The organism is Devosia sp. 63-57 (assembly GCF_001899045.1).
Taxonomy (GTDB): domain Bacteria; phylum Pseudomonadota; class Alphaproteobacteria; order Rhizobiales; family Devosiaceae; genus Devosia; species Devosia equisanguinis.
This window is the reverse complement of the sequence record NZ_MKUY01000003.1, coordinates 885,109-910,294: the sequence shown is the minus strand read 5'-3', so window position 1 is coordinate 910,294 and position 25,186 is coordinate 885,109. Positions and strand designations below refer to the sequence as shown.

Annotated in this window: 26 protein-coding genes; 10 read left to right on the top strand and 16 right to left on the bottom strand. The window is 61.3% G+C overall.

The annotated features are described in order from the left end of the window. Positions 1–78: 78 nt before the first annotated feature. Positions 79–516: a MarR family winged helix-turn-helix transcriptional regulator gene (locus tag BGO80_RS04595; RefSeq protein ID WP_126151208.1), complete on the bottom strand. Its 438-nt coding sequence runs from the start codon at positions 514–516 to the stop codon at positions 79–81. 213 nt (positions 517–729) lie between these two features. Between BGO80_RS04595 and BGO80_RS04590 the strand changes: the two genes are divergently transcribed. Beyond that, positions 730–1,620 (top strand): branched-chain amino acid aminotransferase, encoded by an 891-nt coding sequence (locus BGO80_RS04590; protein ID WP_126151105.1) that lies wholly within the window; start codon positions 730–732, stop codon positions 1,618–1,620. A gap of 188 nt (positions 1,621–1,808) precedes the next feature. Here the strand turns inward: BGO80_RS04590 and BGO80_RS04585 are convergent, their stop codons facing one another. The 4 genes from BGO80_RS04585 to BGO80_RS04570 form a co-directional block, all read right to left on the bottom strand. Next, the gene (locus BGO80_RS04585) at positions 1,809–2,255 is read right to left on the bottom strand and encodes a molybdenum cofactor biosynthesis protein MoaE (RefSeq protein WP_286719416.1); all 447 of its coding nucleotides are present in this window, start codon (positions 2,253–2,255) and stop codon (positions 1,809–1,811) included. A 1-nt stretch (position 2,256) separates the two neighbouring features. Next, positions 2,257–2,508, bottom strand: coding sequence for a MoaD/ThiS family protein (locus tag BGO80_RS04580; protein ID WP_286719415.1), 252 nt, complete (start codon positions 2,506–2,508; stop codon positions 2,257–2,259). Continuing rightward, on the bottom strand, positions 2,505–3,071 hold the full coding sequence (gene pgsA, locus BGO80_RS04575; RefSeq protein ID WP_126151102.1) for a CDP-diacylglycerol--glycerol-3-phosphate 3-phosphatidyltransferase: 567 nt from the start codon (positions 3,069–3,071) through the stop codon (positions 2,505–2,507). The genes BGO80_RS04580 and pgsA overlap by 4 nt, the downstream gene beginning before the upstream one ends. A gap of 179 nt (positions 3,072–3,250) precedes the next feature. Then, a complete protein-coding gene (locus tag BGO80_RS04570; protein ID WP_286719412.1) occupies positions 3,251–4,324 on the bottom strand; it encodes a 3-deoxy-7-phosphoheptulonate synthase in 1,074 nt (357 codons plus the stop codon). Positions 4,325–4,623: 299 nt separating this feature from the next. Here BGO80_RS04570 and BGO80_RS04565 point away from each other — a divergent pair, with 299 nt between their 5' ends. Continuing rightward, complete coding sequence (locus tag BGO80_RS04565) at positions 4,624–4,968, top strand: hypothetical protein (protein WP_286719410.1); 345 nt, start codon at positions 4,624–4,626, stop codon at positions 4,966–4,968. A 30-nt stretch (positions 4,969–4,998) separates the two neighbouring features. On the opposite strand, the gene BGO80_RS04560 is transcribed toward BGO80_RS04565, so the two are convergent. The 3 genes from BGO80_RS04560 to BGO80_RS04550 form a co-directional block, all read right to left on the bottom strand. Further along, positions 4,999–5,529 carry a DUF3060 domain-containing protein gene (locus BGO80_RS04560; protein ID WP_286719408.1) on the bottom strand — a complete coding sequence of 177 codons (531 nt, stop codon included), beginning with the start codon at positions 5,527–5,529 and terminating at the stop codon, positions 4,999–5,001. 77 nt (positions 5,530–5,606) lie between these two features. Then, positions 5,607–7,487, bottom strand: coding sequence for an excinuclease ABC subunit UvrC (uvrC, locus tag BGO80_RS04555; RefSeq protein WP_286719406.1), 1,881 nt, complete (start codon positions 7,485–7,487; stop codon positions 5,607–5,609). Next, the gene (locus BGO80_RS04550; RefSeq protein ID WP_286719617.1) at positions 7,484–8,272 is read right to left on the bottom strand and encodes an SDR family oxidoreductase; all 789 of its coding nucleotides are present in this window, start codon (positions 8,270–8,272) and stop codon (positions 7,484–7,486) included. Before BGO80_RS04550 ends, uvrC begins: the two co-directional genes overlap by 4 nt. Positions 8,273–8,424: 152 nt before the next feature. Here BGO80_RS04550 and BGO80_RS04545 point away from each other — a divergent pair, with 152 nt between their 5' ends. The 3 genes from BGO80_RS04545 to BGO80_RS04535 all read left to right on the top strand — a co-directional run bounded on the left by BGO80_RS04545 (position 8,425) and on the right by BGO80_RS04535 (position 10,237). Next, entirely contained in the window at positions 8,425–8,745 is a 321-nt protein-coding gene (locus BGO80_RS04545) for a hypothetical protein (protein WP_286719405.1), read from the top strand. 66 nt (positions 8,746–8,811) lie between these two features. After that, the gene (locus BGO80_RS04540) at positions 8,812–9,735 is read left to right on the top strand and encodes a DMT family transporter (RefSeq protein ID WP_286719403.1); all 924 of its coding nucleotides are present in this window, start codon (positions 8,812–8,814) and stop codon (positions 9,733–9,735) included. Positions 9,736–9,802: 67 nt separating this feature from the next. Then, positions 9,803–10,237, top strand: coding sequence for a hypothetical protein (locus tag BGO80_RS04535; protein ID WP_126151095.1), 435 nt, complete (start codon positions 9,803–9,805; stop codon positions 10,235–10,237). A 39-nt stretch (positions 10,238–10,276) separates the two neighbouring features. Here BGO80_RS04535 and BGO80_RS04530 read toward each other — a convergent pair whose 3' ends face one another. Together BGO80_RS04530 and BGO80_RS04525 are read right to left on the bottom strand one after the other, a co-directional pair. Then, the gene (locus BGO80_RS04530; protein WP_286719401.1) at positions 10,277–10,723 is read right to left on the bottom strand and encodes an SH3 domain-containing protein; all 447 of its coding nucleotides are present in this window, start codon (positions 10,721–10,723) and stop codon (positions 10,277–10,279) included. Between the two features lie 127 nt (positions 10,724–10,850). Continuing rightward, on the bottom strand, positions 10,851–11,273 hold the full coding sequence (locus tag BGO80_RS04525; RefSeq protein WP_126151093.1) for a MarR family winged helix-turn-helix transcriptional regulator: 423 nt from the start codon (positions 11,271–11,273) through the stop codon (positions 10,851–10,853). 215 nt (positions 11,274–11,488) lie between these two features. On the opposite strand from BGO80_RS04525, the gene BGO80_RS04520 reads away from it, so the two are divergent. The 3 genes from BGO80_RS04520 (at position 11,489) to hemH (ending at position 15,281) form a co-directional block, all read left to right on the top strand. Continuing rightward, the gene (locus BGO80_RS04520; RefSeq protein WP_286719399.1) at positions 11,489–12,388 is read left to right on the top strand and encodes a LysR family transcriptional regulator; all 900 of its coding nucleotides are present in this window, start codon (positions 11,489–11,491) and stop codon (positions 12,386–12,388) included. 46 nt (positions 12,389–12,434) lie between these two features. Then, positions 12,435–14,153: a HoxN/HupN/NixA family nickel/cobalt transporter gene (locus BGO80_RS04515; protein ID WP_286719397.1), complete on the top strand. Its 1,719-nt coding sequence runs from the start codon at positions 12,435–12,437 to the stop codon at positions 14,151–14,153. Positions 14,154–14,258: 105 nt separating this feature from the next. Next, complete coding sequence (gene hemH, locus BGO80_RS04510; protein ID WP_286719395.1) at positions 14,259–15,281, top strand: ferrochelatase; 1,023 nt, start codon at positions 14,259–14,261, stop codon at positions 15,279–15,281. A 6-nt stretch (positions 15,282–15,287) separates the two neighbouring features. Here the strand turns inward: hemH and BGO80_RS04505 are convergent, their stop codons facing one another. The 4 genes from BGO80_RS04505 to BGO80_RS04490 form a co-directional block, all read right to left on the bottom strand. Then, the gene (locus BGO80_RS04505) at positions 15,288–15,644 is read right to left on the bottom strand and encodes an SH3 domain-containing protein (RefSeq protein WP_126151089.1); all 357 of its coding nucleotides are present in this window, start codon (positions 15,642–15,644) and stop codon (positions 15,288–15,290) included. Between the two features lie 91 nt (positions 15,645–15,735). Further along, positions 15,736–16,245 carry a pyridoxamine 5'-phosphate oxidase family protein gene (locus BGO80_RS04500; RefSeq protein ID WP_286719393.1) on the bottom strand — a complete coding sequence of 170 codons (510 nt, stop codon included), beginning with the start codon at positions 16,243–16,245 and terminating at the stop codon, positions 15,736–15,738. A gap of 100 nt (positions 16,246–16,345) precedes the next feature. Next, positions 16,346–16,696, bottom strand: a complete 351-nt coding sequence (locus tag BGO80_RS04495) for a hypothetical protein (RefSeq protein WP_286719391.1) — start codon at positions 16,694–16,696, stop codon at positions 16,346–16,348. Between the two features lie 769 nt (positions 16,697–17,465). Next, complete coding sequence (locus BGO80_RS04490; RefSeq protein ID WP_286719389.1) at positions 17,466–17,756, bottom strand: hypothetical protein; 291 nt, start codon at positions 17,754–17,756, stop codon at positions 17,466–17,468. A gap of 278 nt (positions 17,757–18,034) precedes the next feature. On the opposite strand from BGO80_RS04490, the gene BGO80_RS04485 reads away from it, so the two are divergent. Then, positions 18,035–20,134 carry an AAA family ATPase gene (locus BGO80_RS04485; RefSeq protein WP_286719388.1) on the top strand — a complete coding sequence of 700 codons (2,100 nt, stop codon included), beginning with the start codon at positions 18,035–18,037 and terminating at the stop codon, positions 20,132–20,134. A 148-nt stretch (positions 20,135–20,282) separates the two neighbouring features. Here the strand turns inward: BGO80_RS04485 and uvrB are convergent, their stop codons facing one another. Continuing rightward, positions 20,283–22,661 (bottom strand): excinuclease ABC subunit UvrB, encoded by a 2,379-nt coding sequence (uvrB, locus tag BGO80_RS04480; protein ID WP_502686540.1) that lies wholly within the window; start codon positions 22,659–22,661, stop codon positions 20,283–20,285. A 505-nt stretch (positions 22,662–23,166) separates the two neighbouring features. Here uvrB and BGO80_RS04475 point away from each other — a divergent pair. Further along, positions 23,167–23,604, top strand: coding sequence for an FKBP-type peptidyl-prolyl cis-trans isomerase (locus tag BGO80_RS04475; protein ID WP_286719385.1), 438 nt, complete (start codon positions 23,167–23,169; stop codon positions 23,602–23,604). A gap of 113 nt (positions 23,605–23,717) precedes the next feature. Here BGO80_RS04475 and BGO80_RS04470 read toward each other — a convergent pair whose 3' ends face one another. Beyond that, positions 23,718–25,142 carry an amidohydrolase family protein gene (locus BGO80_RS04470; RefSeq protein WP_286719384.1) on the bottom strand — a complete coding sequence of 475 codons (1,425 nt, stop codon included), beginning with the start codon at positions 25,140–25,142 and terminating at the stop codon, positions 23,718–23,720. Positions 25,143–25,186 lie beyond the last annotated feature (44 nt).

Here is a 25,186-nt window from a genome sequence, read left to right as displayed (position 1 = left end):
TCTACAGTTTTTTGCGGTTTTCGCCGCGCCGGCCCTGTCACATTTTCTCGATGTGTCGGGAGTTTAGGCGGGCCGACATTAGAGATTGGCGGTGAGGCTCAGTCGATCCAGCACGGTGTGGTCATCGGCATTGACCATGCCGACGAGGAAGCGCCGCACCATTTCGGCCGCTTCCGGAGGCAAGGTGGCAAACGAAGCATCGATGCGGCTCGCCTGACTGGCGGACAGGCGGGCAAAAAACTCCCGCCCCTTGTCGGTGGCGTATAATAGCCGCTGACGGCGGTCGGCATGACCGGGCAATTGCTCGATATAGCCGTTGTCGATCAGCTGGCGGAGGACACGTGCGAGGCTTTGTTTGGTGATCTTTAGAATGTCGAGCAGATCGGCCACCGGCATGCCGGGACGCAGATTGACGAAATAGAGCACGCGATGGTGGGCTCGCCCGAAGCCCTGGCGGTCGAGCAGGGCATCGGCATCGCCGGTGAAATCGCGATAGGCGAAGAAAAACAGTCCCATCACGTCGAGCGGGAGATCGGGATGGCCATGCACAGCCGGATTTATGTCAGCTTTGTTGACATTTTTCTGCTGCGCTGTCATTGTCTCTCCAAAATCACCGCTTCGTTGTCTTATCCCAAAGCCATTCTGGTTTGCCAAGGGTACGGCCCTGGGGCATGATTGAGCAAATAGCCATTTCGACATGGCGGTAAAATCTAAACTCTGGAGAGGAACATGGCAGGCGTGCCCATGGACCAGCGTGATGGCTGGATCTGGTTCGACGGCGAACTCAAACCGTGGAAAGATGCAAAGATCCATGTGCTGACGCACGGCTTGCATTATGCCTCTTCGGTATTCGAAGGCGAACGCGCTTACGGCGGCGAGATCTTCAAGTCGCGCGAGCATACCGAGCGCCTGATTCGCTCGGCCGCGACGCTCGACATGCCGTTCCCCTATAGCGTTGACGAGATCGAGGCCGCCAAGCGTCTGGTTCTGGAAAAGAACGGCCTGGTCGATGCCTATATCCGTCCTGTCGCCTGGCGCGGCTCGGAGGAGCTGAGCGTTCCTGCCCGCAACAACAAGGTCCATGTGGCGATCGCCGCCTGGATCTGGCCCAGCTATTTCTCGGTCGAGGAAAAGCTCAAGGGCATTCGCCTCGAATGGAGCAAGTGGAAGCGCCCGTCGCCCGAGACTATCCCGTCCTCGGCCAAGGCCGCCGGCCTCTACATGATCTGCACCCTGTCCAAGGATGCGGCCATGGCCAATGGCTATGCCGATGCGCTGATGCTCGACTATCGGGGCTATGTGGCCGAGGCCACCGGCGCCAATGTGTTCTTCATCAAGGGCAAGGACATCACTACGCCCAAGCCGGATTGTTTCCTTAACGGCATCACCCGCCAGACGCTGATTGCGCTGGCCAAGGAAAATGGCTTCACCGTTACCGAACGCCATATCATGCCCGAGGAACTGAGCCAGTTTGACGAGTGCTTCCTGACCGGCACGGCCGCGGAAGTCACCCCCGTCTCGGTGATCGGCGACTATAAGTTCACTCCGGCCGATGGCTGCCGCACCCTGATCGACGCCTATTCGGCCGCGGTCCAGCCCAAGCGGGCAGCGGCGGAGTAAGATCGCGCCATTGAGTTTGAAAGGCCGGGCTGTCGTGCCCGGCTTTTTTGTTTATTGACGGCGCGCCCTCACCCGTCTCGGCCTATGGCCGATCCACCCTCTCCCCGAGGAGGAGCGGAACAGAGCGGGCAGCGGTCCATTCTTCTCCCTCTTGGGGAGAAGGTGGCGCGTAGCGCCGGATGAGGGGGTTATTGCGACCAGCGCTGCTGCGCATTGTCGTCCTCGGCCTTCGCCGCCACCCATTGCAGGCCCGCCGGCGTTTCCTCCTGCTTCCAGAAAGGCGCATCGGTCTTGAGGTAGTCCATCAGGAACTGGGCCGCATCGAATGCAGCCTGGCGGTGGGCTGAGAGCGTCATCACCATCATGATCGGCTCCCCCGGCACCAGGCGGCCATAGCGATGGATGATCCCGGCATCGGCGAGGCCGAAACGCTGAATCGCCTGCTCGCGCAGAGCCGCGATCTCGTTTTCGGCCAGTTGCGGATAGCATTCGAGGATCAGCGCCGAGATCGGTGCCTCCGGATGTGAGCGCACGAGACCGGTAAAGGTCACCATGGCCCCGGCCTCGAGATGAGCCGCCTGAAAGTCATTGGCTTCCTGGCCGGGATCGAACCTGTCCTCCGTGACCCGGATCATCCTATCCGCCGGTCATCGGCGGCAGGATGGCCACTTCGCGCGCGCCTGTTATCGGCGTATCCCAGGGCCGGATATGGGCGTCGATCGAGAGTTTGAAGATGGCTGGGTTTTCCATGGCCATGTCCAGCGCCTCATCGTTTTGGCGCAGCCAGGTCACCAGATCGGCCAGCGTCACCACTTCAGGTGGCGGATCGACTTCGTCGCTGGCGCGATTCAGTCGTTCGCGCAGCCAGGCGAAATAAAGGATCTTCACTTGCCGGTTCCCGACAGATGCGGCCAGGAGGCGCGCAGGTAATTCCAGCCGGTCCAGAGCGTGATCAGGCCAGCGGCCCACAGCACTACATCGGAGACAAGGCCAAGACCCGGCACGATGCGTTCGAGCAGAATGATGCCCAGGGCAATCAGCTGGATGGTGGTCTTCCACTTCGCCAACTGGCTGACCGGCAGCACCACGGCGGTATTGCCGAGAAATTCGCGCAGCCCGGAGACGAAGAATTCGCGGAACAGAATGGCGACGACTGGAATCATGTCCCAGCCGGAAAGGCTGCCGTCCCAGGCCAGGGCGGTGATGAGAATGCCCACCAGCAATTTGTCGGCAATGGGATCGAGCATGCGCCCCAGGTCGGAATACTGCCCCAGGGCCCGCGCGAGATAGCCATCCACCCAGTCGCTGGCGGCCGCCAGGACATAGAGCACCAGCGCAATGATGCGCATTGTGATGCTGCCATCCATCACCAGCCAGACGATCGGTATGATCGAAAGGATGCGGGCAATGGTGATGATGTTCGGGATGAGAAAGAGCGGGTTTCTGGCCATGAGGGGACAGAACAGGAATGGGCGCGAGGGGTCAAGGGGCGACGAGCGATGCAGTTTGGGTTTGCGCCGGCCCCCACCCCGCCTCCCCCTGAAACAGGGGGAGGAGCAGAGCTGCACGCTGAGAGGCCCGCATACGCGATCGGTCCCTCCCCCTGTTTCAGGGGGAGGTTAGGTGGGGGTTACGCAACCGCCTGAGCATTGACCCTGCGGCGCTGCTCCACCGCTTCGGCCAGTGCGCGTAGGGCCGTGACCGTGGTATCCCAGTCGATGCAGCCATCGGTGATGGACTGGCCGTAGACCAGCGCCTTGCCCCGCACCAGATCCTGCCGTCCGGCCACGAGGTTGGACTCCACCATCACGCCGATGATGCGCTTGTCGCCATTGGCCAGCTGGCTGCCGATATCGGCGAGAACCAGCGGCTGGTTTTCCGGATTTTTCGACGAATTGGCGTGGCTGGCATCCACCATGATGGCCGGGTTGAGGCCGGCCTTGATGGCGACCTGGGCGGCAGCGTCGACGCTTTGGGCATCGTAATTGGTGGTCTTGCCGCCGCGCAGGATGATGTGCCCGTCTTCGTTGCCCGTGGTGGCAGCGATGGCGGAACGCCCATCCTTGGTGACGGCGAGGAAATGGTGCGGATGCGAGGCCGACAGGACGGCGTCGAAGGCGATCTTCACATTGCCATCAGTGCCATTCTTGAAGCCGACCGGGCAGGAGAGGCCCGAGGCCAGCTCGCGGTGGATTTGGCTCTCGGTGGTGCGGGCGCCGATGGCAGCCCAGGAGACGAGATCGGCAATATATTGCGGCGTCGTCATATCGAGGAATTCGGCTGCGGCGGGCAGGCCGAGATTGTTGATGTCGAGCAGCAAAGCGCGCGCCGTGTGCAGGCCCTGAGTGATGTTGAAGCTGCCGTCGAGGTCGGGATCGTTGATCAGGCCCTTCCAGCCGACCGTGGTCCGCGGCTTTTCGAAATAGACGCGCATGATGATTTCGAGCCGATCGCCCAGCTCTGCGCGCAGGGCGTTAAGGCGGTGGGCATAGTCCATGGCCGCCTTGGGGTCATGGATGGAGCAGGGCCCTACGACAACGGCCAGGCGGTCGTCCTGGCCGGTCAAGATATTGTGGAAGGCGTGGCGGGCCGCCAGCACGGTGCGGGTCGCAGCATCGGTGCGCGGGTGCTGACGCATCACCTCGATGGGGGTGGTCAGCGGTTTTATTTCGGTAATGCGCAGGTCGTCGGTGGATTTGAGCATTCTGGTGGTCCTCGGTAGGTCTGACACGAGGGGCCACAAAAAAGCCGCCTCGGAAGTCGGGCGGCTGGCTTGCGATTTGGTCTGGTCTTGTCGGGATCAGGACGCGCGCGCAATAGCCTCCGCCGGGAGCGGATAGCTAAAGTACCAATAAAAGGTCGCTGCGTTGATCATGGCGCAAACCCTAGCGGGCCGTTTCATGGATGTCGAGTCCCGACTTTGGTCGCATTCGCCCCTGATCGGGGGCTGATGCCGCTGACCCCAGCCCCTATGCGTCGAAAGGCAGAAAGGGAGGACCGGCAATGAGGCGACTTACGATTGCACTGGCGGCGACGGCCATGCTCTCACCGGTGTCGGCGCAGCAGCTCAGTGCCGAAACGGACCAGGCGATGTGGTGTGCGACGGCGATTGCCCTGCTCGATGCCATGGGCGTCTATCCGGATAGCGCGCCCGATGCCATTGCCCTGTCGCGTCTCTGGTTGCAGCCGGCCTTCCGGGAATTCGACAGGCTCGGTCTCTCGGAAGACGCAGTCGCCGCTTTGGTTAGCAGTTATAATGATGAGCTATCGATGCAGCTGCCGAATTATCTCGTCAGCAGCGACCCGGATGCGCTGCGACTCGATATCAATGCGTGCATCGAGACGTAAGGGCCGGCGCTCGGCCGGCCCAGTCGGATATCACGGGATGCGATTGACGGCGTTGTCGATGCCGCCGATCTCGATCTTCGGCTCGGCGACGCCGTCGGCCAGCGACCAGTTCACCACCTGATCGGTGCCGGCAATGTCGATGCTGGTTTCGGAGGCCAGAGTCAGGTTGAGCGTCTGTTCGGCCCCATTGACCTGAACCTTGGCCGGTGCCCCGTTTCCATCCAGCGTGGCGGTCACGACATGGCCGGTTGTCTGCACCGAGAGATCGGCAATGCTTGCCGCCGACACGGTGTGATCGGCGCCCGACAGCGTCAGGGCCTTGGCCTTCTCGATCGATACCTGGTGACTGTCGCCATGGACGACGACATTGCCGCAGGTCCCTGTGAGGTCGATCTTGTTGCCCGAACCATAGATGCCGATATCGCGTCCCTCGCAGGGAATGTTTTGGGAAAGCCCGATGCCTTCGATGACGACTTCGTCTTCGGCCGGCGCATCAGCAGTCTGGGCATGGGCGGCCATCGGCAGGGCGAGAAGGACGGCGAGGGGCAGCAGATAACGCATGCGGTGAACACCTTGTTGTGAATGACAAGGGTCAATGTGCCGCCGAGTTGGGCATCAATGCGGCAGGGCGCGACTTTCTAGCTGCGGTTGAAGTGATCGTAGATCAGCTGCGCCATGGCCTTGGAGATGGTAGGAACGGCCTCGAGGTCGGCCAGGGATGCCCGGCCGACAGCCTTGGCCGAACCGAAATGGTTGAGCAGCGAGCGCTTGCGGGTCGGGCCGATGCCTTCGATTTCGTCCAGCGGGTTCTTCACCACGTCCTTCTTGCGCTTGGCGCGGTGGGTGCCGATGGCGAAGCGGTGGGCCTCGTCGCGCAGGCGCTGCACGTAATAGAGCACCGGATCGCGATGCGGCAGCATGAAGGCGTCCTTGCCTTCCATGAAGAATTTTTCGCGACCTGCATCGCGGTCTTCGCCTTTGGCGATGCCGATGAACGTAACTTCCTTGGGCAGATTCAATTCGGCGATGACGCCGCGCACTGCACTCATCTGGCCGGCGCCACCATCGATGAACACCACATCGGGCCAGTCGGGCATGCCGGTATTTTCATCCTCGGCATCGGTTTCGCTTTCGGCAGCCAGTCGGGCGAAGCGACGGGTCAGCACTTCGCGCATCATGCCGAAGTCATCGCCGGCCGAGATGTCGGATTTGATGTTGAAAGTGCGGTAATGCTTTTTCGAGAAGCCTTCCTCGCCCGCGACCACCATCGCCCCGACCATATTGGTGCCGGAGATGTGAGAGTTGTCATAGACCTCGATGCGGCGCGGGACGTCTTCGAGACCAAAGGTTTCGGCGACACCTTCGAGCAGGGTTCGGTGCGAAGCGCCCTCCGCCAATTGGCGGCTCAGCGCCTCGCGGGCATTGTTGAGCGCGTGGTTGACCAGGTCGCGCTTCTCGCCGCGCTTGGGCTGTTCGATATAGACCCGGCGCCCGGCGCGGGAGCTCAAGGCCTCTTCCATCACGTCCGGCTCGCTGAGTTCATGCGAAATCAGTACCAGGCGGGCCGGAGTGCGGTTTTCGTAGAACTGGCCGATAAAGGCTTCCAGCACTTCGGCATCGGTGAGACTTGCATCGGCGCGGGGGCGATAGGGGTAATTGCCCCAGTTCTGATAGGCGCGGAAGAAGAACACCTGCACGCAGAACTGCCCGCCTTCGTGATGGATGGCAAAGACATCGGCCTCTTCCACCGAACGAGCGGTCGCGTCACCCTGCGACTGGATCAGCGCCAATGCGGAGAGGCGGTCGCGGATCAGGGCGGCGCGCTCGAAATCGAGGTCCTCCGCCGCCTTGTTCATGTCGGCCTGCAAATGCTCCTGCACGCTGCGCGATTTGCCGGAGAGAAACTGCCGCGCGTCCTCCACCAGCTCGCCATAGGCCTCGAGGCCGATTTCGCGGGTGCAGGGGCCGGCGCAGCGCTTGATCTGATATTGCAGGCACGGCCTTGTGCGGGCGGCGTAGAAACTGTCCGAGCAGTTGCGCAGCAGGAACGCCTTTTGCAGGCTGGCAATAGTGCGGCCCACCGCGGTTGCTGAAGCAAACGGGCCGAAATAATGGCCAGGCCGGCGGCGGGTGCCGCGATGCTTGGTCAGCTCCGGCGCCTCGTGATCGGTGGCAATCAGGATATAGGGGAAGCTCTTGTCGTCGCGCAGCAGCACATTGTAGCGCGGCTTCAAGCGCTTGATCATGTTCGCTTCGAGCAGCAGCGCCTCGGATTCCGTCTCGGTGCGGACGAATTCCATGCTGACGGTCGAAGCGATCATGCGCTGCAGGCGCAGTTCCAGCCCGTCGGGACGGGTATAATTGGTGACGCGCGCCTTGAGATTGCGGGCTTTGCCCACATACATGACCTCGCCCTCGGCATCGAGCATGCGATAGACCCCCGGCGCTGCGGGGAGGGTGCGGACAAAGGCACGGATCACGTCCGGGCCGGATTTGGGCGGGGTCTGGTCTTCAGTCATTGTCGGGGTGTAGGGCCGCGTTTCGGCGAAAATTCGAGATGCTTGCCGCCATCCAGCGCCAGCATCTGCCCGGTCATGGATGGCAGGGCCAGAATGGCCAGCACGCCCTGTGCAATCTCGTCCGGCCCGGCATTGCGCTGCAGCGGCAGGGCTTTGACGCCGCGTTCGAACTCCGCCTCGCTCTGGCGCGAATGCGGCAGGACGGGGCCGGGGCCGATAGCGTTGACGCGAATATCGGGCGCCAGCGATTGCGCCAGGGTCTGCGTGGCCGTCCACAGCACGGACTTGGATAGGGTGTAGCTGAAATAGGCCGGGCTGGGGTGGAGCACCCGCTCGTCGACGATATTGATTATATTGCCCTCTGTGCCCCTGGGCAGCTGATTGGCGAAGTCGCGGGCGAGGAAAATCGGCGCCTCGGCATGGATGGCGAAATGCTGATCCCAGGTTTCTTCGTCGATATCGAGGGCGCTGTCAGGATCGAATAGCGAGGCATTGTTGACCAGGAGCGTCAGCGGCCCGAAGCAGGCGGCGGCCTTTTCGACCAGGGTCTGGCGCTGGCGGCGCTTGCCAAGATCGGCGCGCACCAATGCCGCGCGGCCGCCATCGGCTTGGATGGCCTTGCGCAGGGCGCGGGCGCCCTCGGCATTGCTGCGATAGTGGATCACCACCGCATATCCCGCGCGCGCCAGAGCCTGGGCAATGGTGGCGCCGATGCGATCCGAGGCCCCGGTGACCAGAGCGACGGCACCTTGTGGAGCGGATACATCGAGCGGGTGATTTGACATGGGCAGAACATAGGCTGGTTCGGGTGGTTTCTTCAATTGCCGCAAAGTGCTGACATGCTGCGACAGCAGGATGGCTCTTTCACGCTGGTGGAAACGGGCGTAGCCTTTCTCCGTTGCAAGGCGGAGGGCCTTGTTCATTGGGAGGGGACCACATGGAAGTCATCGTGCCTTTACTGGTGCAGCTGGTTGCCGGCGGCGCCGGCGGCAATGTCATCGGGCAATTGGTCAAATCGCTCAACCTGGGGACCGCAGGCAATTCGATTGTCGGTGCTATCGGCGGTCTGATCGGGACCTGGCTGGCCAGCCAGATTCCGGGCCTTGATTCCCTGGTCGGTGCAGCGGCGGGCGCAGCCGGCACGACCGGTGGCATCGATCTCGGCGCCCTGGCCGGGCAGGGAGTGACGGGGCTGGCCGGCGGCGGCGTCCTCACCGCCATTGCCGGCCTGATCAAATCGGCCATGGCAAAGCGCTAGGCCCTGCGCTAAGCAAGGCGCCTCGCGGCCAAGGCTGCGGGGCTTTTCGTCCCGGTCAGTTCCACAATGCAATCTCGTCCCGACACGCCGCGCGCCGATACGACCGGCCGCGCCATTCTTCTCACTCTGATCACGGTTGGCGTGTTTGGGGTTCAGGATGCCGTGTCGAAAATGCTGGTGCAGGACTATTCGCCCTTCCTCATCACCATGCTGCGCTATTGGGGTTTTGCCCTGTTCGCGCTGGTTCTGGTGGCCCGCCAGGCCCCGCTGCGGCAGGCCTTTCGTTCGCGCATGCCCGGCTGGCAAGTGATGCGCGGCGTGTTGCTGATCGGCGACATCTGGTTTTTCGCCATTGCGCTCAAGACCGTGTCCCTCGGTGAATTGCAGGCCATCGTCATTGTCTATCCGCTGCTGGTAACACTGTTCGCCATCCCCGTGCTGGGCGAAAAGGTCGGCGTCTTTCGCTTCGTCGCCGTTGGCGCTGGCTTCCTCGGCGCCATGGTGATCATGCGCCCCGGTGGCGTGCCGCTCGATTTGGGCGCGCTCTGTGCACTGGCCTCTGCAACGCTCTACGCCTTCTATATCGTCATCACCCGCAAGGTGAGCCAGGTCGATAGCGCGGCGACGAGCATGACCTATGTCGCCCTGGTGGGGCTGGTGCTGTCCAGCGTCGTCGGCGTGTTTTTCATCGAGCCGATGGGCTGGCGGGATGTAGCGCTGGTGGCGTTCATCACGCTGACCACCTGCGCCGGCCATGGCGTGATGGTGTTCGCGCTATCCATGGCGCCGGCCAGCGTCTTGCAGCCGTTCAACTATTTTTCCCTGCCTTGGGCGATTTTCCTCGGCGTGGCGCTGTTCGGCCAATGGATCGACCCCATCTCCATGCTAGGGGCCGGCATTATCGTGGCTGCCGGACTGGTGGTGATGGCGCGCGAGCGGGCGCGAAAGGTGGTGCCACCGCCGGTGCCGCAGCAGGCGGGGCACGAATAGCAGTCGGCTCGGTTGCCATCGCGCCGGTCAGACCGCATATAAAGCGTCTGCGGAGGTATTGATGGGCATGTTGTTACAGATCGCGCTGGTGTTGCTGCTGGTCGGCGGCGGTTGGACGATGCTGACGCGTGGGCGCCGCACCGACCGCAAGGATGCGCTGACCATGCGCCGCGTCGATGCCTATATCGAGACCATCAGGCGAGAGCGCAACAATCCAGAACTCGCGGCGATGAGCGATAGCGAGTTGCGCGACCTGTTGCATTCGGGTGCCCGCAACATGCAGGTGGCCGAGCAGAAGAAGAACTGGGTGCTGCTCGGCTGCGGTGTCGCAACTTTGCTGGCGGCCATCGTGGTGGCCAATCAGGAAGGCTGGATGGGCTTCGGCATTGCCTTCGCCGTGGGCGCCATCGTGACCTATGGACTCAATGAGTTCCTGATCCGGCGCATGCGCGAGCCCCTGGCCCGGCACGGTATCGATGTGGAGCGTCTCAAGGTCGAATAGGCCAGCGCCGCCCGAGTGGGGCGGCGCCAGGGCATTGGTTTAGTTCCCGACGCAGAAATAGCCGTTGGGACCGTTGAAGCAGAAGCTGGCGCCAGGCCGGCTGGGGTAAGTGGGATAGACCGGATAGACCGGGCCCGGATTCCAGTGTGGCGGGCGCGGCGGACGCGGGTTCCAATGCGGAGGACGGGGCGGACGCGGGCGTTCCCAACCGTCGTTCCAGTCATTGCCGCCGCTGGCGAGGTAGCTCGACGACACCCAGCCATCGGGACCGCGCTTTTCCACATAGCACCACGAACCCTGGCAATATTGCACGTCGACCTGTTCGCCGCGACGCAGCGTATCGACGACGCGATAACCGGTGCCCGGCCCGTTGCGCACATTGACATTGCCCGTGGCGAAGGCGGGGGCGGCAGAAGCAGCCGCCGTGGTCGCTAATACCGCCAATGCAGCAAGGCCGGATGCCATAAGCTTCCGATTGAGAGCCATGGGGGTCTCCTTTCCCTGTTGAGGCATTCTTGCTCTGAACCCGCATCTAAGCGCATCGCGGATGAACCGAAGCTGAATGAAGTCTTAATGCTGCGGCGCGCGGAAAAGGGGCTTTGGCAGAAATGCGTCAGAGGCGAAGAAGCTCCACGAAGCGGGCAAGGGTCTTGCCGAAGGTCTTGCGCTGCTTGGACTTGAGTTCGCCCAGCAAGGCCTCTTCCAGCTGCGCCCAGTGGTCGGCGAGGGCGTTGCGGATGCGCACGCCGCGTTCGGTCAGGGCCACTCCCGGAACCAGCTCCGGGCCAACGGCCTGGCGAGTGACGAGGCCGCGATCGGTCAGGCGGTCAAGGCGGGTGGCGAGAGCGGATGGGGGCAGGCCCAACTCGTCGCTCAATTGCTGTTCGGTGGAGCCGGCGCGCCCAAGCTCGAACAAAATGGCGTCGTCACCAGGCTCGAGACCTTTCTCGAGCACCGGCACCAAGAGAGCCTTGTGCGCCAATTGGCCGGCTTCAATGAGCCGATAGAGCGCCGAACGAGAGGATGGCCTGGACATAGGCGGGAAAATAGTCCGAACTCCTTATGCGCGTCGATGAGCCTTCTATCCTATCGTTAATCGGACAACGACCAAGGGCTGTTATTGTTCAGCAGATGCAGATGAGTTATGCGTCGATTGACAGTAGCAAACGGCATAATGGACGCGAACGCGCCACCGCAGACGATCCCGGCGGCACGCGGATTGCTCCCAGAATGCAGCGATGAGCGGTGAACATGACTCAGGATCTCGCCCGTATCCGCGCCTTTGTGCAGGTGTTCGATTCCGGCGGGTTCTCGTCCGCAGCCCGCCAGCATGGGCGCTCCAAGGCGCTGCTCAGCAAATATGTCACCGATCTCGAGGATTATCTCGGCGTGCGGTTGATGAACCGCACCACCCGCAAGCTCAGCCTCACCGAAGCCGGGGAGGCTTATTATCGCGAGGCCTCGAGCCTGTTGCAGCAGCTCGATGATCTTGACGCCACCATCACCGACCAGACCGCCGAGCCGCGGGGCATGTTGCGCGTATCGGCGCCACGCAATTTCGGCGAGTCCACGCTGGCGCCGGCGATCTATCACTACCTGCTCAAATATCCCAAGGTGACGCTCGATCTGCGGCTCGAGGATCGCTATGTCGATCTCGTCGATGAGGGGATCGATGTGGCGCTGAGGATTTCGACGCTGGCCGACTCCTCGCTGATTGCCCGCAAGATCGCCGATATGCATGTGGTTACCGGCGCGGCGCCGAGTCTGTTGCAGAAGGTTGGCACGCCAAAGCACCCCGAAGATCTCCGCCACCTGCCCTGCATCGTCGACGTCAATCTGCAAGGCCAGTCCAACTGGAGGTTCGTGGAAGACGGCAAGACCATTTCCGTGCCGGTAAACGGGCCGCTGCGGGTCAATTCGCCACTGGCCGCGCGCAGTGCTGCCTCGATGGGCCTGGGCTTTGTGATGCTGCCCTCCTATCTGGCAGATCCGGCCATCGCAGCCGGCGAGCTGGTGCCGGTGCTGGCAGACTACCTGCCGACTGGCCAGACTCTGCAGGCGGTTTATCCGCATCGCCGCCATCTTGCCGGTAAGGTGAGGGCGTTGATCGACCATCTGGTCGATTGGTTTGCGACCCATCCCATTCACTAGATTGCCGCATTGCTGGGCGAAGCACGCGCAATGGTGCCTACACCGCATGACTGACGAACTGCGCCCCGCTGGGGTGCGCAAGGGGCTGGCTTTGAATTTCCTACGATCCTGCGCTGGCCTTGTACTTTCCGGCATGGCCCTGTTGGGTCTGGTGCAACCAGCGATCGCCCATCCGCATATCTTCATCGATGCCAAGGTCGATATCGGCTTCGACGCCGAGGGGCGCGTGCAGAGCCTGCACCATAGCTGGACCTTCGACACCGCCTTTTCGGTGTGGATGGTGCAGGGGCTGGATACCAATGGCGATGGCAGCGTCAGCCCTGAGGAAATGCAGGAGCTGGCCGACGAAAACATGGCCGCCCTCGCGGATTTCCATTTCTACACCTATGCCGGTGACGACATGGATTTCACCGCCGTCGGCGACCAGCACATGCGCTACGACAACAATCGCGTGACGCTTGAATTCACCATCGCCGCCAATCAGCCGCAGGCTCCCGGGCACCGGTTCGAACTGGGCATTTACGACCCGGAATACTATGTCGCCATCAGCGTGGCCGACTTGGCCGATGTCAATCTGCTGGAAGCGTCAAATGCCTGCACGGTGACGCTGGAACCGCCGAAACCGATGGATCGGACCACCGAAGAGCGTCTCTACGCTCTCGGCCCGGAAGTGCTGGAACTGCCGCCCGACCTGGCGGCGGCGATGCGCGGCACGCAGGGCCTCGTCGTCTTGTCCTGCGCGCATGCGCCGGTGCCGACCACGGCGATGGAGGCGGTGACGCAGATGGCACAGGCCAAGCCTGCGACCCCGTTTGGTGGACCGCCGCCGGAAGTGGGCCTCAACCTGCCGCGCACCGGCTTTTTCGGCTGGCTGCAACAGCAGCAACGCGATTTCTACGCTGCACTGACGGCGGCGCTCGATGGCTTGCGCACCGATGGGAATGCCTTCTGGATGCTGGGTGGCCTGAGTTTTCTCTATGGCATTTTCCACGCCGCCGGCCCCGGGCATGGCAAGGTGGTGATCTCGTCCTATGTGCTGGCCAATGAGCGGCAATTGCGCCAGGGCATCGTGCTTAGCGGGCTTTCAGCGCTGATGCAGGCCGTGGTGGCTGTTGCCTTCGTGTTGGTGCTGGCCGGCATATTGAATCTCACCAGCACGGCATTGGGCGATGCTGCCCACTGGGTCGGCGTGATCTCTTATGCGCTGGTGGCGCTATTGGGCCTCTGGCTGGTGCTGCGCAAGATTTTCGGCTGGGGGCACCATCATCATGGTCCCGCAGCGCAGCACGATCACGGCCACCGCCGCCGCGACCATTGGAATGATCCTGAGGATCACCATGGCCACGAGCATCACGATCACGATCACGACCATCATGACTGCGCTCACCATGACCATGGTGCGCATGGCCATGAGCATATGCATCACGCCATCGGCCCGGCCGATCTCAAGGGCAATTGGCGCGAACAGCTGGGCGTGGTGCTGGCGGTTGGCCTGCGGCCCTGCTCGGGCGCGCTGGTGGTGCTGGTCTTTGCCTTGTCGCAGGGTCTGCTGGCGGCTGGGATCGTCTCGGTGCTGCTGATGGCGCTGGGTACGGCGATCACTGTGGCCACACTGGCGACGCTGGCCGTCACCGCCAAGGGGCTCGTCAGCCGCATCGGCGGCGCCGACAGCGCCCTGGCCGGGCATGTGGTGTGGTGGGCCGAATTGCTGGGCGCCGTGGCGGTGTTGGGATTTGGCGTCCTCTTGCTGATTGCCAGCCTCTAGGGTTTGATCATGCTCAAATTGCAGCGCGACCCATCGCCGCCTTGCGATAAGAGCTGAAGCGGGTATGGTGCGGCCACCCTGGAATTCCTCCAAACTGGCCCATTGATGTCGCAAGTCCTGCCTCCGAACCATCCTGCCGTGCCCACACAGAAGGTCGGGGTGCTGCTGCTCAATCTGGGCACGCCCGATGCCACCGATTACTGGAGCGTCAGGCGCTATCTCAAGGAATTCCTCTCCGATCCGCGGGTGATCGAGACCAACAAATTCCTGTGGTGGCCGATCCTCAATCTCGTCATCCTCTCCTTCCGGCCGCAGAAAAGCGGCCACGCCTATGAGCAGATCTGGGACAAGGAAAAGAACGAGAGCCCATTGCGCGTCATCACCCGCGCCCAGACCGAAAACCTGGCAGAAAGACTATCCGGCGATGGCGTGATGGTGGAATATGCCATGCGCTACGGCAACCCATCGACCCAGTCGGTGCTGGAAAAGATGCAGAAGGCTGGCTGCCAGAAAATTCTCCTCGTGCCGCTCTACCCGCAATATTCTGCTACGACCACCGCCACCGCCAATGACAAGGCCTTCGACGCGCTCAAGACCATGCGCTGGCAGCCGGCGGTGCGCACGGCGCCGGCCTATTTCGACGATCCCGCCTATATCCGCGCGCTCGGCGATTCCATTCGCGACGGCGTGGCCAAGCTCGATTTCGAGCCGGACGTGGTGATCACCAGCTATCACGGCATGCCAGTGGAGTATCTGCAGAAGGGCGACCCGTACCACTGCCAGTGTTTCAAGACTACGCGGCTGGTTCGGGAGTATCTGGGCTGGGAGAAAGACAAGCTGATGGTCACCTTCCAGAGCCGGTTCGGCCCGACGGAATGGCTGCAGCCCTATACCGACAAGACGCTGGAAGCGCTGCCAGGCAAGGGCATCAAGAAGGTGGCGATCCTGGCGCCGGCTTTTTCGGCCGACTGTATCGAGACGCTGGAAGAAATCGCCATGGGCGGCAAGGATACCTTTATCGAGGCCGGTGGCGAGAAGTTCGCCTACATTCCCTGCCTCAATGACAGTGCCGGCGGCATGGATTTCGTCGAGACCATGGTGCGCCGCGAATTGAGCGGCTGGCTCTAAGCGCAGTTACCAACCGGCGCCGGCAAAATCGGGTGGGGTGACGTTGACCAGGCCACGACCGACGATCCAGCTGCGCTCGACCCAGCCGGTATCGGGAATGCGGCACCATTGCTTGGCACCGGCGCCCCAGAGCGGGTGACCGGCATCGCCCCAGCTGCCGAAGCGGGAATCGCTGTCCACCTGCGTGCAGTAGTCGATGGGGATTTCTGTGCCATTGGCGACGCGGCCCACCACGGCATAGCGATCGCCGGGGCCAGTGTGAACGGCGATATTGCCGCCGGATACACGGGCGGTGATGGTGACCGCCATGGCGGGTGCGGAGGCTGTGGCCAGCACGGCGGCGGCGAGAATCAGGGCGCGCATCGGCTTTCTCCCAGTGTTTTGCCCATTCTATCACCCGTCCATGCGTCGAGGAAAAGGCGGGCAGCGAACCGCAGCGCGCTGCCCGAAAACCCTAGAGATCGACCTTGGCGTTGTCGCCCATGTCAGGCGTGGCGCCGGTTACGGCCGCGAAAGCCATCTTGGCCAAGGAAACTGCTCGGTTGGGGCTGTCCCAGAGTTCGCCATCCTCGGGGGTGACGGTGATCAGGCGAATATCGGGGTCGTTGGCGTCTTCCCACCAGGCCTTGTCCCAGTCGCTCCACAGCTCGGTGATCTTGCCGCGATCATTGCTGAGCTTGGCCTTGCCGGAGACCACAGCATATTTGTGGCCGCCGCTATCGACCCAGGCGAGCGAGACGAATGGATAGCGCTCGATCTCGCCATTCTTGTGGCCCTCGACATCGACGAGGAAATAGATGGCGTGCTCTTCGCGATGCACCCGCGCCGAGAGCGGGCGGCTGCGCTGGCGTTCGCCATCCCAGGTGGTGAACATGCAGATATCGATTTTCTTGGCGAGCTCCCAGATGCGATCCTGCACTTCGGCGGGGGTCATATCGGTGTCGTCGTGATGGTCCTTGGTCATGAAACGGCTCCTGCGTTGGGATTGCAGGAGTAACGGGGAGCCAGGGCACCGGTTGCGCGCGATATTTTTGCGCGCCCGGTGATCCAAACCGGAACCGGCCTTAATTGGCCGGCGGATCGTGGTTGAACACATAAGGACGCGCCGAAGCGGTCAGATGGCGATAGCGCTCCTGATAGAGCAGCGCCGCCAGGGTCAGCCTTGCGATGACGACCGACAGATCGGCCATGGCCATGGGGATGCCGACATCGACCGGCAGGAAGCGTGGCAGGTCCCGGTGGCGGCGAAACAGGCGATTGGCGATATTGATGAGGCCATTGAGCGCCATCAGCGTTTCGCCGCTGACCGTGCCGCTGGGCTTGGTCTTGCGCAGCACGAAATTGAACGCCGCCAGTTCGCGGGCGAGGCGATTATAGGCGTCGATGGCACGGGGGCCGAGATCAGGTCTGGTCATGCTCACTCTCCTTTGCCGCCATTATCGCAGCATCGGCAAGGAGGGGGATAAGACCGGGCAGTGGACGCGCCGAAACCGCGCCCGGCCCGATGGCGTCGCGCTTTCCTCTTGCCCCGGGGCACCGAACCGGCGCGGGGCGGACCCGATGCCTGAGCACGGGTAACGGGCGGCCTTTGACCCAGACCGTTTTGGTAACGAGGGGAGCCAAAGGCCGCCCGTCACGGAAATCGGCTTGCTTAAGGGGTCTGGTCTCAGGCGGCACCATATTGCAGGCCCGGCTGCCAATTTTCTACCCCGGCAGGGGAGCGCCCTCCCCATCCGATCCTCCCCGCCCGACCCTGCGTCGGGACCGCGTAACCGGCGGGGATGGGAGGAGAATAAAACAGGGTTTTGGGGGCGGGGATAAGTTATTGGGGGTGCCCGGACGACGCCCCTTCTTCCCATGAGGGAGAAGGTGCCCAAAGGGCGGATGTGGGATAGCCCAACCAAGATGGATTGCCCGATCAAGTCGGGCAATGACGGCGTGGGGATATCGGTTCTCGCCTCATCGTCACCACCCGACTTGATTGGGTGGTTCATCTTTGTCGGGGCACAGCAGTTCACCCCCACCTAACCTCCTCCCTCGAACGGATCCACTACAGCCGTTCGCCCTTCGGGCCGGATCGGAGCCCTGCAGAAGGGGGAGGGACCCATCGAGAATGCGGCGCCTTTTTGGGCCCCTCTTCTCCTCCCCCTGTTACAGGGGGAGGCCGGGTGGGGGTGCTTTCCCCTAATACCTGACCCCACGCTTCGCCACGATCTGCGCGATGCGCTCGGTGTCGCCGGCATTGAGATAGCGCCCGCGTTCGAGGATTTCCAACACATACTCCTCATAGGTCAGCCCGATCAGCGAGGCGCGTTGAGCCCGGAGCTTTGCGATATCGTAGGGCGCGTCGAATGCCTTTTTCTTCGCCGCTGCCCAAATGAAATAGTTGCCAATGCCGTTCCTGCCCCAAGGCGGGGTGTGGGTGTCGTCATCATCAAGCGGCGGGCCGCCGTTGGAGAGGAGCGCTGTGGTCATGCGGGGAGTGTGGGGTTGGACGGGCAGGGTGTCCAATGAAGGGTTTTTATTGGGGGGATAGCGCGGGGTTATGTACTCAAGATCACGTCGGTCACGGCTCCTCCAGAGAGCGAATATTAAGCGCGGCGTCGCATCGCAGCGAGCCAAAAGTATCTGTGGGCGACTTCGTTAATCCCGCCTTTTTTAGTGCGTGAGGTCAACAGTTCGAATTACCATGTTTGCACATGACACAACCGTCCCGCGCCTGATCATTCACCTCGAAGATTTTGGACTAATAAATGCGAATTACAAACATTGATATTTCGAATTTTCGCGGCATCAAAAAACTGGAAGCGCGCGACCTTGGCGATACGATCATTGTTGCTGGTCAAAACGGATCGGGAAAGTCTTGTATTTTCGACGCGGTGCGGTTGGTAAAGTCGACGTATGGCGGCTACCAGCAGAATGAGTGGCAGCAGTTTTTCGGAGAGTTCCAGATCCAACTGCAGGGAAGGTCCCGGAATTTAGACGGGCTTTTCAATGACAAAAGAAAGCCCGTACGCATCGAAGTTGGCTTTCAACTCAGAGAGCGGGAGCGCGAATACATCAAGGCGAATCTTGCTGAGCTCACGGAGCAAACAATCTGGCGTACCCTCATCCCCGAAGCCTTCCAGTGGGGTGACTACACTCGGTCGCTATATACAGCGCAGTTTCGTGAGCGGCAGAGCGAAGTTGACGAGCGCCTTAAGGCGGTCATGCCGATTGTTGAAAGCGAGCTGACACACGCTTCTTTGGGCGCAACAATAGAAATTTCTCCTGAAGGATCAATAAATCTGTCAGAGGCAAATTTACTATCGATTGTTTTCAGCAATTACAGACCTAGACAAATTGGGGTGATCGATTTTCATGGTGCGCAAAGGCACTATGGTAGGGAAGTTGTTCAAGGCATAAACCTGAATTTGGATCAGCAGGAACAGCAATATAGCGCCCACTCTCTTTATAACTATAACAATAAGTATAATAATGTTAAAAGTGAGATGGCGGGAAATTACATCAAGGAGTTGTTGGCGGAAAAGGCAAGTGCTTCATTCAGGGCAGATCATTCCCTAGATAGGACGTTGAAAGAGTTGTTTGAGGCATTCTTTCCCAACAAAAATTTTCTAGGGCCGCAGCCGACGATTGATGGTTCTATGCGATTTCCAGTGAGGACAGCAGACGGAACCGAGCATGATCTGGATGAGCTCAGTTCAGGCGAAAAGGAGATATTGTATGGCTATCTCCGGATAAGAAGCTCCGCTCCACAAGACTCAATCATCCTGTTAGATGAGCCGGAGCTTCACCTTAATCCTCGGCTTATTCGCGGATTGCCGGACTTCTATAAACGTCATCTTGGGGAGGCCTTGCAAAACCAAATCTGGTTAGTAACGCACTCCGATGCGCTAATACGGGAAGCTGTGGGCAAACCTGGTTTTAGCGTCTTTCATATGGTCCCTGCTAGCGCTTCCATAGCTTCTGATGGTCAACTGAAGCAACTTGGTGGAGAAACCAGTGACTTGGACTTCGCCGTGGCCGACTTGGTCGGCGACCTTGCTGCGTACCGGCCGGGCGGGAAAGGGCTGCTTTTTGAGGGTGGTGGGGACTCTGAGTTCGACAAGAAATTCGTTCTTAAGTTGTTTCCTGAAGAGCTAGAAGGAGTGAACATACTTTCCGCCACAAACAAAGTTCGGGTAAAGCTTTTGCATGAGGTTTTAGAGCGTGCCTACGAACAGGGAGATATACCGACAAAATTCTTCGCAATAGTCGATGCCGACTTCGATGATGAAGGGTCAGACTTCCCTCAGAAAGTAAGGCGCTTCTCTTGGGATGTTTATCATATTGAAAACTACCTCCTCGGCGCTTCACATATCGCTTCCGTACTAAATGGGATCGTTGGTGAGGCGCGATATACGGCGGCATTAGTTGATACAAAGCTCGAAGCGGCTGCAAGGGAAATCGTCCCCTCAGTAATTTATGAGAAGTTGAGAAACTATGGCAATTCTTCGATTATAAGAGGAATAAATGCTAGTTTCGATCCTAAATCACCGTCGCCTTCGGAAGCTCTCAGAAAGTCTCTGGAGAAATCACAACAGAGAGTGAACGAACTACTTAACGGGCCCGCTTCGCTCGAAGCTATCAAAGCCTTTGAGCAGCAGACTCGGCAACAGGTGGAGACAGCTTTCGCAGATGGTAGTTGGCGAAAGCTATTGCCGGGACGAGACATAATCAAAAGATTTGTGGCGAATGAAAATCTCTCTGTGTCATACGAAATAGTTCGAAATCTAGTCGTCGCGAGAATGGCGGAAGTAGGTGACAAGCCCGTCGGGATGAGTTCCATCATCCAGAAGATTGCTGATGACTAGGTGTCTATAGACACTCTGGGGTGGGAGCGTGCTTGCCTTTACGGGAGAGGGTGCAGGACGTATTGGACGCAGTTAGCTAACCTCCCCCTCCAAGGTATCCAACTCCATCTCCCGCAGCCGCTTGACTTCGTCGGGACGAGGTTCGCACTCAGAGCGTGGGGTCGGCTTCGAGCACATCCAGCTCCATCTCGCGCAACCGCTTCACCTCATCCCTCAACCTTGCTGCTTTCTCAAACTCAAGGTTCGTTGCCGCCTCGCGCATTTCGCGTTCGAGGTCCTTGATGACCGTCGCCAGGTTGTCGCCGGTGACGGTCTTCTCTTTCCCGTCTTTGCCCTTGCCGATGGAAATCGTGACGTGGTCGCGTTCGGCGGTGGAGTCGATGATGTCGTTGATGCGGGCTTTGACCGATTGGGGGGTGATGCCGTTGGCGAGGTTGTAGGCGATCTGTTTTTCGCGGCGGCGGTTGGTTTCGGCCAGGGCGCGTTCCATCGAGCCGGTTTCCTTGTCGGCATAGAGGATCACCTTGCCGTCGACGTTACGCGCGGCGCGGCCGATGGTCTGGATGAGGGAGGTTTCGGAGCGCAAAAAACCTTCCTTGTCGGCGTCGAGAATGGCGACGAGGCCGCATTCGGGGATGTCGAGGCCTTCGCGGAGGAGGTTGATGCCGACAAGCACGTCGAAGGCGCCGAGGCGCAGGTCGCGGATGATCTCGATGCGCTCGATGGTGTCGACATCCGAGTGCATGTAGCGCACGCGGATGCCCTGCTCGTGCATATATTCGGTGAGGTCCTCGGCCATTTTCTTGGTGAGGACGGTGCACAGGGTGCGGTAGCCGGCCTTGATGGTCTGGCGGATTTCGTCGATGACGTCATCGACCTGATGGGTGGCCGGGCGGATTTCGACCGGGGGATCAATGAGGCCGGTGGGGCGGATGACCTGTTCGGCGAAGACGCCGCCGGTCTGTTCCATTTCCCAGGAGCCGGGCGTGGCCGAGACATAGACCGATTGCGGGCGCATGGCGTTCCACTCCTCGAAGCGGAGGGGGCGATTGTCCATGCAGCTGGGCAGGCGGAAGCCGTATTCGGCCAGGGTCGCCTTGCGGCGCAGGTCGCCGCGATACATGGCGCCGAGCTGGCCGATGGTGACGTGGCTTTCGTCGACGAAGACCAGCGCATTGTCGGGAAGATATTCGAACAGGGTCGGGGGCGGCTCGCCGGGCTTGCGGCCGGAAAAGTAGCGCGAATAATTCTCGATGCCGGCGCAGGAGCCGGTGGCTTCCATCATTTCGAGATCGAACAGGGTGCGCTGTTCCAGCCGCTGGGCTTCGAGGAAGCGGCCGGCGCCGTTGAGTTCCTGCAGGCGCGCCGCGAGCTCGGATTTGATCTGCTTGATCGCCTGGTTCATCGTGGTGCGCGGCGTCACGTGGTGGGAATTGGCGTAGACGCGGATGAAGGTGAGGTCGGCGGACTTCTTGCCGGTCAGGGGATCGAATTCGGTGATCGCCTCGACCTCGTTGCCGAAGAGTGTGACGCGCCAGGCGGCGGCTTCATAGTGGGCCGGGAAGATTTCCACGGTATCGCCGCGCACGCGAAACGTGCCGCGCACGAAGCCGGTATCGCCGCGCTTGTATTGCAGGGCGACGAGCTTGGCGAGCAGCTGGCGCTGGTCGATCTTTTCGCCCTTCTGCACGTCGATGGTCATGGCGGTGTAGTCTTCCACCGAGCCGATGCCGTAAATGCAGGACACCGAGGCGACGATGATCACGTCGTCGCGCTCGAGGATCGCGCGCGTGGCCGAGTGGCGCATGCGGTCGATCTGCTCGTTGATGGTCGATTCCTTCTCGATATAGGTATCGGTGCGCGGGACGTAGGCCTCGGGTTGGTAATAGTCGTAGTAGGAGACGAAATATTCGACCGCGTTGTCCGGGAAGAAGCCCTTGAACTCGGAATAGAGCTGGGCGGCGAGGGTCTTGTTGGGCGCGAGGATCAGCGCCGGGCGCTGGGTGCGGGCGATGACCTGGGCGGCGGTGAAGGTCTTGCCAGAGCCGGTGACGCCGAGCAGGACCTGATCGGTTTCGCCGTTTTCGACGCCTTCCACTAGTTCGGCGATGGCGGTGGGCTGGTCGCCGGCGGGCACGTAGTCGGTGGCGAGGCGGAAGGGCTTCGAGGCGCCGCGCTTGACCGGGCGCTCGGGGCGATGCGGCATCCAGGGCGCGGAGCCTTCCACTTCCTTGCGGCCGTGCAGGATGATCTGTTCGAGCGCCTTGACCGTGGCGGTGACGCCGACCGTGGTGGCGCCGGAAACGTCCTCGCCCTTCTTGGCCTTCTGCTTTTTCACCGAAGCATCGAGCGCCTCGCGCACCTTGGCCATGGCCTCGGGATCGGTGGCGGCGGCGCGGGCGATGTCGCGGCCGGTGAGCTTCTGGGCCGGCACATGGCCGAAGCCGGCCCGCGGAGCCTCGCCGAAACCGTCGAAATCGACGCGATCGACGGAGTTGATCTTGGTCTTGCCGGTCTTTTTCGCCATGCCGGTGGCGGTATCGTTGTTGGACTTGGTGGTGCGGCGCTTTTCGAGCGGCGTTTTCGGCGCTGCGGCTTCCTTCTCGGCGGCCTCGGCGCGATCCAGCGCGCGCTTGTTCTTCATCCGCTCGGCATAAAGCGGCTTGGAGGCGGCGATATCCTCGGCCTTCTCGATCTCGGCAAAGAACTCGTCGATGGAAAACTCGGCTTTGCCGGGGCGTGTGGATTTGGGGGCCATGGCGCGCTCTTGATCAGGACCGGGGCAGGATAGCAGGACCCATAGATGGGTGCGCTGTCAGCAGATGTCAGCAGGAAAACTGTTCACGACATGTAGCGGTTGCACCCTCTGAGCGAAAGGGCAAGGCGGTCCGCCGGCCCAGTAATTTGGCCGCTGGCGGTTTAAATCCGTGCTTTCGTCCCTATATTATCAGCTCGCTGTCGCGTGCATCGCTGCGCGGCCTCACTGGAAAAGGCGTTGAGCAATCCGCCGTACTTCACAGAAGGAAACAGCCATGACCACAGCCAAAATGGGTGATGTCGTCCGGATCAACTATACGGGTCGCCTGACCGACGGGACGCAGTTCGACAGTTCTGCCGGCCGGGCGCCGCTGGAATTCAGGATCGGCGAGGGGCAGGTCATCAAGGGCCTCGAAGCGCAGGTGGAGGGCATGGCGCCCGGCGACAGCCAAACCGTCACCATTCCCTGTGACCAGGCCTATGGCCAGCATCGCCCCGAAGCGGTGCAGACCCTGGACCGGGCCAAGCTGCCCAGCGGCCTCGATGTGCGGGTCGGCACGCAGCTGCAGGCGCGCACCAGCGATGGCGGCATGATGCCGATCACCGTGGTCGGACTGGATGACACCAGCGTCAAGGTCGACGCCAATCACCCGCTCGCCGGGCAGGACCTGGTATTCGATGTCGAACTGGTCGACATCGTCCAGGCGGCTTAAGCGCGGTGGTGTGAGCTGGCCGCCGGAAGGCGGCCGGCGGAGATTCGGTCGCGAAGCCGATATGGATTGCCGGACCGACCGGAGAGCGCCGGTCCGACGCATCGCTCAATCAGCTAGAGAGATGCATCGAGCGGTGGTAGGTTGGCCCGCTGGCGCACGGCCTCCTGGCTTGCGGCTGCCTGCGCGACGACATCGGCCACATCTACGCCGACCAGGGTCCCTGCTTGCTTGCGGACACGTCCGTCGACGATAACCGTATCGACGTTTGAGGGCAGGCCATTCTGGACCAGCAAGTATGTTTTATTGGTATTTGGCGCAGGCATCATATTGATCGCATCCATACGCACGGTGATGATGTCGGCGCGCTTGCCGACTGCGAGAGTGCCGACCTGGTCGCCGAGGCCTAGAACGTTGGCACCGCTGCTGGTGCCGATGGCCAGCGCATCGCGATAGCTCAACAACCAATCCGGCGCTGCCTGGGCGACCGCCCTAAGATTGGTGTTGTTGGCCTGCTGGATACGCCCAGCGTCGACGATCGTGCGGAGCATGGAGAAGGGGTCTGTTGGAGTCTGTGCCGTTACGTCGAGCGTCATGCTTATCTGGGAGAGCGGTACGCCACCAGCGAGAAGCGCGTGGATGGGCGGCAGCCCGGCGCCAATCATGGGGTCGGTACCGGGGCAGAGGGCGACGCCAATTCCCGTTTCTACGATCACCGCAATCTGCTCGGGCGTAACATCTGTCCCGTGCGTGTAGAGCATCTCCGGCCCCAGGAGGTCGGGACGGGCAATAGTGCCGCTGTGGTCGGTAATTGGGCGCAGCTTGAGGGAGCGGGCCAATTCGATACGCTCTGCGAGTGCGTCGCCTGCCCCATCAAGGATCATTCCCAGTCCGAGGCGGCCTTCGCCATTCTCAGCAATCCAGTCCAAAAGGCGCTGAATTTGCTCGCGGGTCGTGGGCTCACCACCGAGAAGAGCAGGAAGCCCTAGCTTGGCGCGAATGCCGATCTCCCGCAGCGCCTGCAGTTCAGCTTCTGCGTCTTCCACCGAATCCACGCCATGCGCCCAGTTGTGAGTGGTGGTGAAGCCAGCGTTGATGGCGTCGAGGGCAGCATATTTCAAGGCCGCGTAGTGATCCTCAGGGGTATAGACCGCGCCGAGGCCACGCAGAGCGAAGTAGGCGCTGGCGTCGTTGGCCATGCCGCGCCAAGTGCTGTTCCACATATGCCAGTGCGTGTCCACGAAACCAGGCATGACAACCGTGTTTCGTGCATCGATCACCATGGCGCCCGGAGCGGCAATCTCCGGAGCGATTTCGATAATTTCGCCATCGCGAATGTGGACATCGCCAATCTCAAGATCGCCTAGCGCGGGGTCCATGCTTAAGATATAGCCGCCACGCAGCAGAAGCTCATTGGCCTGGTCGGCATCGCTGTTGGTAGTCTGCGCAAAGGCCTTGCTGGCAAATCCAAGCGCAACCGCACCGCCGAGAGCGCCAAGGGCGCCACGACGCGATAGAACGAAGTTGCTTTCTTTATCCATTCAAATTTCCTCCCGGCCCGGTTGTCGAGCTCAGGAGATTTATG

Bases quoted from the DNA above. Each gene is read 5' to 3' on its own strand.
- BGO80_RS04595 (WP_126151208.1), bottom strand. From the start codon at position 516: ATGGGACTGTTTTTCTTCGCCTATCGCGATTTCACCGGCGATGCCGAT.
- BGO80_RS04590 (WP_126151105.1), top strand. From the start codon at position 730: ATGGCAGGCGTGCCCATGGACCAGCGTGATGGCTGGATCTGGTTCGAC.
- BGO80_RS04585 (WP_286719416.1), bottom strand. From the start codon at position 2,255: ATGATCCGGGTCACGGAGGACAGGTTCGATCCCGGCCAGGAAGCCAAT.
- pgsA (WP_126151102.1), bottom strand. From the start codon at position 3,071: ATGGCCAGAAACCCGCTCTTTCTCATCCCGAACATCATCACCATTGCC.
- BGO80_RS04570 (WP_286719412.1), bottom strand. From the start codon at position 4,324: ATGCTCAAATCCACCGACGACCTGCGCATTACCGAAATAAAACCGCTG.
- BGO80_RS04565 (WP_286719410.1), top strand. From the start codon at position 4,624: ATGAGGCGACTTACGATTGCACTGGCGGCGACGGCCATGCTCTCACCG.
- BGO80_RS04560 (WP_286719408.1), bottom strand. From the start codon at position 5,529: ATGCGTTATCTGCTGCCCCTCGCCGTCCTTCTCGCCCTGCCGATGGCC.
- uvrC (WP_286719406.1), bottom strand. From the start codon at position 7,487: ATGACTGAAGACCAGACCCCGCCCAAATCCGGCCCGGACGTGATCCGT.
- BGO80_RS04550 (WP_286719617.1), bottom strand. From the start codon at position 8,272: ATGTCAAATCACCCGCTCGATGTATCCGCTCCACAAGGTGCCGTCGCT.
- BGO80_RS04545 (WP_286719405.1), top strand. From the start codon at position 8,425: ATGGAAGTCATCGTGCCTTTACTGGTGCAGCTGGTTGCCGGCGGCGCC.
- BGO80_RS04540 (WP_286719403.1), top strand. From the start codon at position 8,812: ATGCAATCTCGTCCCGACACGCCGCGCGCCGATACGACCGGCCGCGCC.
- BGO80_RS04535 (WP_126151095.1), top strand. From the start codon at position 9,803: ATGTTGTTACAGATCGCGCTGGTGTTGCTGCTGGTCGGCGGCGGTTGG.
- BGO80_RS04530 (WP_286719401.1), bottom strand. From the start codon at position 10,723: ATGGCTCTCAATCGGAAGCTTATGGCATCCGGCCTTGCTGCATTGGCG.
- BGO80_RS04525 (WP_126151093.1), bottom strand. From the start codon at position 11,273: ATGTCCAGGCCATCCTCTCGTTCGGCGCTCTATCGGCTCATTGAAGCC.
- BGO80_RS04520 (WP_286719399.1), top strand. From the start codon at position 11,489: ATGACTCAGGATCTCGCCCGTATCCGCGCCTTTGTGCAGGTGTTCGAT.
- BGO80_RS04515 (WP_286719397.1), top strand. From the start codon at position 12,435: ATGACTGACGAACTGCGCCCCGCTGGGGTGCGCAAGGGGCTGGCTTTG.
- hemH (WP_286719395.1), top strand. From the start codon at position 14,259: ATGTCGCAAGTCCTGCCTCCGAACCATCCTGCCGTGCCCACACAGAAG.
- BGO80_RS04505 (WP_126151089.1), bottom strand. From the start codon at position 15,644: ATGCGCGCCCTGATTCTCGCCGCCGCCGTGCTGGCCACAGCCTCCGCA.
- BGO80_RS04500 (WP_286719393.1), bottom strand. From the start codon at position 16,245: ATGACCAAGGACCATCACGACGACACCGATATGACCCCCGCCGAAGTG.
- BGO80_RS04495 (WP_286719391.1), bottom strand. From the start codon at position 16,696: ATGACCAGACCTGATCTCGGCCCCCGTGCCATCGACGCCTATAATCGC.
- BGO80_RS04490 (WP_286719389.1), bottom strand. From the start codon at position 17,756: ATGACCACAGCGCTCCTCTCCAACGGCGGCCCGCCGCTTGATGATGAC.
- BGO80_RS04485 (WP_286719388.1), top strand. From the start codon at position 18,035: ATGCGAATTACAAACATTGATATTTCGAATTTTCGCGGCATCAAAAAA.
- uvrB (WP_502686540.1), bottom strand. From the start codon at position 22,661: ATGGCGAAAAAGACCGGCAAGACCAAGATCAACTCCGTCGATCGCGTC.
- BGO80_RS04475 (WP_286719385.1), top strand. From the start codon at position 23,167: ATGACCACAGCCAAAATGGGTGATGTCGTCCGGATCAACTATACGGGT.
- BGO80_RS04470 (WP_286719384.1), bottom strand. From the start codon at position 25,142: ATGGATAAAGAAAGCAACTTCGTTCTATCGCGTCGTGGCGCCCTTGGC.